This window comes from Methylobacterium sp. J-092 (assembly GCF_022829325.1).
Classification (GTDB): domain Bacteria; phylum Pseudomonadota; class Alphaproteobacteria; order Rhizobiales; family Beijerinckiaceae; genus Methylobacterium.
Genome location: NZ_JAKSXU010000028.1, coordinates 1 through 8,320, shown reverse-complemented (window position 1 = coordinate 8,320; position 8,320 = coordinate 1). Strand labels below are relative to the sequence as shown.

General features: G+C 57.2%; 8 protein-coding genes and 3 pseudogenes. 5 read left to right on the top strand and 6 right to left on the bottom strand.

Going from position 1 to position 8,320, the window contains the following annotated elements; translation table 11 throughout:
• Window positions 1-87 precede the first annotated feature (87 nt).
• Window positions 88-204: pseudogene (locus MKK60_RS00600) on the top strand (IS3 family transposase); the annotation flags it as partial.
• Here the strand turns inward: MKK60_RS00600 and MKK60_RS00595 are convergent.
• Window positions 196-495 (bottom strand): annotated as a pseudogene (locus MKK60_RS00595) (transposase); the annotation flags it as partial. The pseudogenes MKK60_RS00600 and MKK60_RS00595 overlap by 9 nt on opposite strands.
• A gap of 178 nt (window positions 496-673) precedes the next feature.
• On the opposite strand from MKK60_RS00595, the gene MKK60_RS00590 reads away from it, so the two are divergent.
• Window positions 674-910 (top strand): hypothetical protein, encoded by a 237-nt coding sequence (locus MKK60_RS00590; RefSeq protein ID WP_243983477.1) that lies wholly within the window; start codon window positions 674-676, stop codon window positions 908-910.
• 893 nt (window positions 911-1,803) lie between these two features.
• Here MKK60_RS00590 and MKK60_RS00585 read toward each other — a convergent pair.
• Window positions 1,804-2,148, bottom strand: coding sequence for a hypothetical protein (locus MKK60_RS00585; RefSeq protein ID WP_243983476.1), 345 nt, complete (start codon window positions 2,146-2,148; stop codon window positions 1,804-1,806).
• 253 nt (window positions 2,149-2,401) lie between these two features.
• On the opposite strand from MKK60_RS00585, the gene MKK60_RS00580 reads away from it, so the two are divergent.
• Window positions 2,402-2,641 carry a hypothetical protein gene (locus MKK60_RS00580; protein ID WP_243983475.1) on the top strand — a complete coding sequence of 80 codons (240 nt, stop codon included), beginning with the start codon at window positions 2,402-2,404 and terminating at the stop codon, window positions 2,639-2,641.
• 192 nt (window positions 2,642-2,833) lie between these two features.
• The gene (locus tag MKK60_RS00575) at window positions 2,834-3,052 is read left to right on the top strand and encodes a hypothetical protein (RefSeq protein WP_243983474.1); all 219 of its coding nucleotides are present in this window, start codon (window positions 2,834-2,836) and stop codon (window positions 3,050-3,052) included.
• Between the two features lie 338 nt (window positions 3,053-3,390).
• On the opposite strand, the gene MKK60_RS00570 is transcribed toward MKK60_RS00575, so the two are convergent.
• Window positions 3,391-3,570, bottom strand: a complete 180-nt coding sequence (locus MKK60_RS00570; RefSeq protein ID WP_243983473.1) for a hypothetical protein — start codon at window positions 3,568-3,570, stop codon at window positions 3,391-3,393.
• A 407-nt stretch (window positions 3,571-3,977) separates the two neighbouring features.
• Complete coding sequence (locus MKK60_RS00565) at window positions 3,978-4,142, bottom strand: hypothetical protein (protein ID WP_243983472.1); 165 nt, start codon at window positions 4,140-4,142, stop codon at window positions 3,978-3,980.
• A 207-nt stretch (window positions 4,143-4,349) separates the two neighbouring features.
• Here MKK60_RS00565 and MKK60_RS00560 point away from each other — a divergent pair.
• Window positions 4,350-5,518: pseudogene (locus MKK60_RS00560) on the top strand (IS3 family transposase).
• Between the two features lie 108 nt (window positions 5,519-5,626).
• Here the strand turns inward: MKK60_RS00560 and MKK60_RS00555 are convergent.
• The gene (locus MKK60_RS00555) at window positions 5,627-7,381 is read right to left on the bottom strand and encodes a putative bifunctional diguanylate cyclase/phosphodiesterase (protein ID WP_243983471.1); all 1,755 of its coding nucleotides are present in this window, start codon (window positions 7,379-7,381) and stop codon (window positions 5,627-5,629) included.
• 279 nt (window positions 7,382-7,660) lie between these two features.
• Complete coding sequence (locus MKK60_RS00550) at window positions 7,661-8,137, bottom strand: PAS domain-containing protein (protein ID WP_243983470.1); 477 nt, start codon at window positions 8,135-8,137, stop codon at window positions 7,661-7,663.
• Between the last annotated feature and the right edge of the window lie 183 nt (window positions 8,138-8,320).

Here is an 8,320-nt window from a genome sequence, read left to right as displayed (position 1 = left end):
CGCCGACCGCCGCTTGAAGCTCCGCGTGCGAGAGGCGGGTCTGCTGGATGCCTGCAAGGATGATCTGCTCGCGTCCGGCCGCGGCCGGGGAAACTTCTGAGCCCCGCGCGCCGACGCGCCTGTGTCGAGCACATCCAGCTGACGATGAACATCTCCGAGCGCCGTGCCTGTCGGGCGCTCGGACAGCATCGCTCGACACAGCGCGTCGGCGCGCGGGGCTCAGAAGTTTCCCCGGGACGCCTCCTGCAGGATCAGCTTGTCGAGGGTGAGATCGGCGATGGCCTTTCGAAGCCGAGAATTCTCGGTCTCAAGACTCTTCATCCGTCGAACTTGATCTGACTTCCGGCCGCCAAACTCACGCCGCAACCGGTAGTACGTCACCGAACTCACACCGAGCGCGCGGATTGCATCGGCCACGCTCTGGCCCTGTGAAATCAGAACGTCCGCCTGACGTAGCTTCGCGACGATCTCCTCGGGCTTCGGGTGCTTTGCCATCTCGTCCGTCCTCCAGGCTCAAAAGCCATACCAAAGGGCGGACCACTTCAATGGGGGCTGACCACGTCCGCTCGCAAAGGGATAAGTCATGGGATCGAAAGCGCCGCCTCCCAGCCCACCGCTGCAAGCCGGACCGCAAGAGGATGACACCGATCGGCTTCCTCGATCAGTGAGCCTCATGGCCAAGAGCACGCCCCTACAGCGGATCGCCGACGCGCTGCAGGTCTCGCTGACCGTTCTGTATCAATCGCAGAACGCGATCGAAGCGGTATCCAAGCCCGTGGAGCAGACAAAGGCTAATGGCGGCTTCGAACGTGAATGCTACGCGCTGATCCAGGCTTTCATGCGGATTTCCGATCCTGAAGAACGTCTCCGGATCTTGACCCTTGTGCAGGCGTCAGCCGATCCAGCATGAGACGCAAAGCATCCAAGTTTGGAAGGCCGCGTCTGTAGACTGGCCGATCACGACGCTGGTTGGGCCCGCGGGATTGCACCGGACCCGAGGCAGACTCATGCAACGTCGTCACGGCTGCACATCATTTCGGTGCTCGGTATGATGTACCTGAAAATGGTGGTATGGCGGTGAGCCCTGATGCCAACTACTCACCGCCTGATTTAAGCCCTAGGGGCAATGCTTCTGCAACAAACTGGCCTTCCCACTACCAAGGGTCAATTTGTGAGTTCTTCCCAATCTAGTCCAAAGAAGGCTTCTACATGCTCGCGTAGACCACGCGGGGATACTCGGAGACGTATGCAGGACGGGACAGGGGCGGTGCATTTCACCAAGCGTAAAAGAGCGTCGTAAGCCTTTTGGATGTTCGTGGGCGACGGTTCGATATCAGCGCGAACGAGTGCACCGGCTGCAGTATGCCAAAGGGGCGCCTCGGTGCTCTGTAGTGCCTCGTCAATGCCGTACCGATGCAAGGCGGAGAGGCCTGAAGGAACATCGTTTATGAGTGTGACCCCGAAATCTGGGCGATTGGGGTCGAGCCAGACAACTACGGCACCTTCAAACGGCTTTGACATCAGGATCACATCCTCAGTGGCTAAAACCGATTTCTCAATACACGAATTCAGCCTCAGGTTGCGCTCGCTAGTGGGGCGTGTAGTTTCTCGGTTAAGCTTTAGTAACCATCAAATGTGGCATTCAAGGAGAAGCTACGCGTTTGAGCCGCTAGTCATCAGCTGCTTCACGAACTGTTTTATCCGCCCATCGTACCTAGGCCAGCGTGGCACTGCTTGACATGGTGGTGACGCTCTCATCTGTAAGTGCGATCTCGGCCTCAATCGTACGAACATGCTTGGCGGTTAAATGCGCTGCTTTCCGCGTTCCCCGCGGGCGTCATCTTCGGGAGCAGGAATGCCCATCAGGACCCGTAAGGGGTTCGTTCGCACCATGCGGATCTTCCCCGATACCGGCCCGCAGCCAATGCAAACCGCATACGTCCAGCGAGCCCATAAATTCTCGTTTTGCCGATCGACCCCTTGCTGTCTGATACGAGCCTTCTCAATCAATGCTCGGATCTCAGCGGCCTTTTCGTCACCGACAGATTTTCTCTGTTGGTCCGTAACGGACGGCTTTTGAATTTCCTGTGCCGAGGTAGGCGAAGCAGCTACAATCATCCCGGCAAAAGTTAGCAAACCTGCACGCATAAGTTTCTCCTGCCCTTTTGGCTTTGATCACCAAAACGATGACATGACGAGCCAGGAAATAGGAAAGTTTCAGCCTTTGCAGAAAACCAACAATTATCAATATTTCTCTTACCTCCAAGTTCAGTAGAAATCTTTTCAAACCTGCCCTGAAATGTAGCTGGTCGACAGCAATCGTGACTGAGGAACGATCGGATCGTGCCTGGGGTTTCCCGCCGTGGCACCAACCCGGTGCCGCTGCAAGGAACCGGCCCCGATGACCAAGATCCGTTTCACAGCGTCTGCGGTCGCAGCCGCGGCCTTCGGTGCCGTTCTAATGTCAGCCGGTGCGGTTTCCGCCGCGACGCCCGCCCCGGCGCCGAGCCTCGTCCAGCCTGAGGCCCCGACCGTCCAGGTGCGGATGAGCCGGCGCTCGATGATGCGGCAGCACACCATGCGCCGCTCGATGGTGCGTCGCGGCGGCGGCCGGACCATTGGGACGAAGAAGGGGCTCTAACCCACAGCTCGCCGGTTCACTTCGTCGCTAATCCCCGCGGCGAACCTATCAGATCAGCCCGCTCGGTATCAGCCGCAGCGGGCTTTTTCGTGTGTTCCATTCCGGTAGCACGGAGCCACATCGTCGGCGCTGATCTCTTCACCCTAGACGCAGCCGCTGTGAACCTATCTGGTCGCCAGAAGTAGCTATCGTATGACCGACCTCGTGCCACCGTCCTTGGACTATGCGGCGCTAGTGAAAGACCCTCTCGCTCGGCTGTCGCTCGCTGATTTTGTGAAGGGGTGGCGCATGATCGTCGGCGAGCCGCCCTCGGTCATGCTCGACGATCGATCCGAAATGATCAGGCACCTGCTCGAAAGTGTGCCATCTGCCGTTCTGGACCTAGCAGCTGCTCTCCATGTGGCCGAATAGCTCGTCGAGATGAGTTCAATCTTTCAGCCAGTCCGGCGCAAGCTGCGGCTGGCTTTTTGCGGCCTTATGTAGCCAAAGAACCAAAAAACGAAGCCTGCGGCTCAGCAAATTGCTTGGCTTGATTGAGGCCTGCAAGGAGCGCCGTTCGTTCGTCTGGATAGGATCTTGGGGGCCTCACGGCTGGACCGTGCTCTCGACTGATCAGCCAGACATAGCGCCCTGGATGAGGGTCGTACGGGAGGACAACGACGCAGCATCCGCCGGGGAGCGTGGTAGGCATCACGGTACTGTGTCACACCAAAGCGTGGCTGTGAAGTTGCTCGCGCCGACGGTCTAGCTCATCTTGCCTGTTCGGGTTCAGTCAGCAGCCCAAAAAGTTGCGCCAGCGCAATCAGTTCGGCATCGCTGCACTCATGGCCATCCACGAGCCAAAGGCCCAGGTCGTTGCCTGGTGGTTCGACGTTCCGGCCGATCGTGCGTAGGGCTTCGGCTGCTTCGTGAGATGGGTTGTCTGTCATTTCCGATCCCATGCCGGCCAAGCGCGTCCACGACAAGATAGGACGTCAACGGCGCTCGCCGGGCGGCCGCACCATCGCAGCTCGTCCGGCTTGCACACCAGCGTACGGCAGACGCACGCGCTTGTGAGGCAATATAGTTTGGTCTTAAAATAGTGAGTGCGTGGCCCTCCCCCAGAGCTACCTATTCGAACCCAATCTCGGCGCCCCCTTACCCGGCGAGCCTTTTTCGTTGGGGGGTGATGATGCGCAGGAATGACACGCTAGCCGTGCATGTTTACGCAGGATGCAATCAAATGATGAATTGCGAGCGGGGATCGGCTTAGATGCGTTTATCCGCGGCCGGATTTTTGGGCGTCGCTGACTGAGGGCCGTGTGCTCTGGCCTGTCGTGGAGCTCCGGCTATGACCTCAGACCCACCAATCGGATTTGCCGATCTCGATAAGGCGCCAGTCCCGCCGCGTTATCGCGTTCTGATCCTCGACCGCGGAGGCCAGGTGCTGCGGATGGAACGGATCGAAGGCGATGAGGACGATGAAGCTGTAGAGCGTGCCCGCCGGCTCGTTGATGGACACGCCGTCGAGCTATGGGATGGCGTGCGGTTCATAGAACACTTCCCGCCTGTGGACTGAACGCGCTGTCGGTCAGCCGACGCATGCTGCGGCCATATCATGATGAACCTTTGATCCTGGGCCGGCTTTACGGGGATGCCGAACCTGGCCTTCCCCCTGAAAAGTGGTCCTCCCTGAGGTATGGCTTCGAGCCATGTGGAGGATGTTGTCATGGGACGGAAGAATCATACGGCTGAAGAGATTGTTGCCAAGCTGCGTCAGGTTGATGTGTTGATCTCGCAAGGCCGTAAGGTCGCCGAAGCAATCCGGTCGATCGAGGTGACGGAAGTCACGTATTATCGCTGGCGTTCCTAGTTCGGCGGCCTGAAGGGTGATCAGCTCAAGCGGCTGAAGTCTCTGGAGACGGAGAATCAGCGCCTCCGCCGGGCGATCTCGGACCTGACCTTGGAGAAGCTGATCCTGAAGGAGGCGGCCTCGGGAAACTTCTGAGCCCGGCTCGCCGCCGGGCTTGCGTCGATTACGTCGTTGCCGAGCACGGTGTGTCGGAACGCTTCGCTTGCCGTGTCCTGGGTCAACATCGTTCAACCCAGCGCAAGGTCGCCGTCCTGGTCGAGGACGAAGCCGCTTTGACGGCCGCCATCGTCGCTCTGGCTCTGCAGTACGGGCGCTACGGCTACCGTCGAATCACGGCGCTGCTCCGGCGTGACGGATGGACGGTGAACGTGAAGCGGGTCGAACGGATCTGGCGCCGCGAGGGCCTCAAGGTTCCCGCTCGCCGGCCGAAGCGGTCGCGCCTCTGGCTCAACGACGGATCGTGCCTGCGACTGCGGCCGGAGCGACCTGACCACGTCTGGTCGTATGACTTCGTCGAGCACCGCACGCACAACGGTCGGAAGTACCGGATGTTGAACGTCATCGATGAGTTCACGCGCGAGTGCCTCGCGATCCGTGTATCCCGCAAACTGAAGGCCCTCGAAGTGATCGACGTGCTCTCGGATCTGTTCAGCCTGCGCCGTGTGCCGGGCCATGTCCGCTCGGACAATGGACCTGAGTTCATCGCTCGATCTGTCCGAGACTGGATCGCAGCGGTTGGATCAGCAACTGCCTACATCGAGCCAGGCAGTCCGTGGGAGAACGGGTACTGCGAGAGCTTCAATGCGAAGCTGCGGGATGAACTCCTCAACGGCGAGTTGTTCTACACTCTCAAGGAGGCCCGCGTCGTGATCGAGCAATGGCGGAGGCACTACAACACCCTCCGACCGCACTCGTCGCTCGGCTACCAGTCACCTGCGCCGGAGGTCGTAATCTGGCCAACCGAACCGAGCGGATCAGTGCCGTCCGCTCGTCCTGCCATCGTCACACGACCGACGATGCACTAACTTCGAACCCGGACCACCAGATGGGGGCAGGCCAACGGTATAGTCACCATCAATTTAATAGACAAAAACCCGGATAAAATAATAAGAATAATTAAATCTATGATTGTCTCACGAATTAAAATCCCTTATCCAACTTGCAACTTCATTCACCGGTAGAGGGCGAGCGAAGAGGTAGCCCTGCACCTCATCACAGGCTGTCGATTGGAGCTGGCTGAGTACAGCTTGCGTCTCGACGCCCTCGGCTACAACGCGATGGCCAAGATGCTTCGCCATCGAGATCATCATGGTGACCAGTGAGAACTGGCGTGGATCGGTATCGATCTCATTCATAAAAGAGCGATCGATCTTTACGACATGGACCGGCAGCCGCTGCAGATAGGACAAACTACTATACCCGGTGCCAAAGTCGTCGATCGCTAAACGAATACCGGCAGCAGCCAGCTCATTAAGCTGGTTCAGGGCTTGCTCGGCATCGTTCATTACTGCCGTTTCGGTGATCTCAAGCTCAAGGAACTCGGGTGGCACTCGATGGCGCGCCAGAACCTGCCCGACGCGGGCCGCAAAATCGGTTTCGTGCAAGTTGGTGGAAGAGATGTTGACCGAGATGATCAGCTCCAAGCCCATCTCTCGCCACTGCGCCAGCTGTGAGACAGCAGTGTCCAGCACCCAGGCTGTTGTTGGTGTTGCCAGGACCATGCGCTCGATCAGAGGGATGAACTCACCTGGAGCGATCGACCCGAGCGTCGGATGCGTCCACCTCATCAAAGCCTCGGCGCCCACACAACGTCCGGAGGCGAGATCGACGCGAGGCTGGTAGGCGAGAGAAAACTCTGAGGGCTTCTGCAACGCTGCCTCGAAATCCCGCAACAGCATGAAGCTTCGTTGGAAGGCGTTGTCCGAGGTGTTCGAATGGATTTGAAAAAGCTTGCCTGTCGCACGAGCGTCCTGCGCTGCTCCCTGGGCAATCCTCAAAATGTCGCTCGGGGGTAGCTCTCCCAGGATAAAGGGAGCGATCCCCAGCGCGACGGTGCCAATCATATCCGGCCCGCCTAGCTTTCGGAGTTTCTGAGCCTGCGTGCTCAAAAGATTGACGTAGGCAAATTCGTCCATGCTTTCGGGTGCTAATGCCGCTAGCTGTGTACTTCCGATATGATATGCTTTTCGCTGCGGCCCAATCAAGGACCGAAAATTGCGTGCTGATATTCTGACGAGATCATCGATAACGGCCGAGCCCATGACGCGTACAGCATGGTTCATCTGCTCAACAGAGATCAAATCAACAACAATCACGATATTTTGCGCTTTTGTTGTATCATTACGAGCCAGATCGCTAAGGTCATCGAAAAACTGTGTTCGGTTCGGAAGTTCACTGATCGGATCAATGCGTCCGAAGGCATGCTGCAACTCGATCTGCGACATCACCATAGCGGCGAGATCGTGAAGGGCCGCTAGCTCAGAGGGCTCTGCCTGTCGCGGGGATGTTCCGAGCACACACATGGCGCCAAGACCGAAACCGTCGCGCGTCATGAGTGGAACCCCAGCATAGAAACGTATTCCAGCTCTTGCCAAGACGCTGTCGTGATAACAGGGATCTGTGAGAAAGTCCTCGATCACCAACAGGTCGCGACTCTCGGCCACTTCAGCACATGGTGCCTTCTCACGTGGGATCGAGCTGTGTTCTACGCCGACCCGCGACTTGAACCATTGTCTGTCGCTATCGGTGAGAGATATAGCTGCGATTGGCAGGTCGAAAATCTGGCTTGCCATTCGTGTGATACGATCGAAGTTCTCCCCCGGTGACGTGTCAAGGAGGTCTAATCTGAGAAGCGCGTCTAGACGGTTGCTTTCTTCAGCCGACACCATCGGTTGATACTCCCGACTAAACCGCTAGATTGACCACGCCTTGAAACCACCTGGTATGCGGCGGCTGAAGACAAACTTTGCTACGAATGATAGCTAGAATTAATTTTCTATAGCACCACAGAGTGCTGATAAGAAAATTTCTATAGCATCACACAAGTTTATTTCAAATTAATATCAAATGATGTACAATGATAAAATATGATCATATGATATTTTTCGGGGGCGCAGATTTAGTTATTAGGCTGACATAGCAGGAACTGGAGAGCTATAAGCCTGGTTTCATGCGACAAAAATGCCCAAGGCCCGCAAGGCATTCCCTAACTGATCGTTACTTGCCGAAGCGTCCTCGTAGCGCCCTGCGATGTTTGCAATCGGGCGCCCAATTCGGCGGATCACCTCACGCTCGAATGAGATAAAGCCCTCGATCTCGCCGCGCATATTGCGAATGGGACGGCAATCGATCTCGGCGCGATATCGTGTTCCATCACCTCTGTAGTTCGTCAGGTAGCCGTGGAAGCGCTCTCCCCTTTTCAAGGCATGGTGGAAGATATCGAGCGTCGCCCTGCGCGTCTCTCGACCTTGCATGAAGCGTGGGCTCAGACCAACAATCTCGTCTGGATCGCGTCCGACTAACTTCCCAAAGGCTGGGTTGACGTAGGTGATAATCGGCCCAGGCGGCTCAAGAGCAGCCTCCGTAATGACGATACCAATAGGAAGATCCCGGCCAAAGGCACGGATTAATTCGACGATTGTCATATTGGTTGGGCGATCACCTTCTTGTAAGCCTTAGCTCGCTATTGTCCAACCGTAGAGCTGACAAAGACGTTCCCCAAGGGTTGATGGAATACGAAAGGCCGAGGATAACCGCGGCTGCCGCGTAAATCATCGGATCTCCATCAGACGGGGAATACAGATCCAATCAAGACATATGTCCTAGAC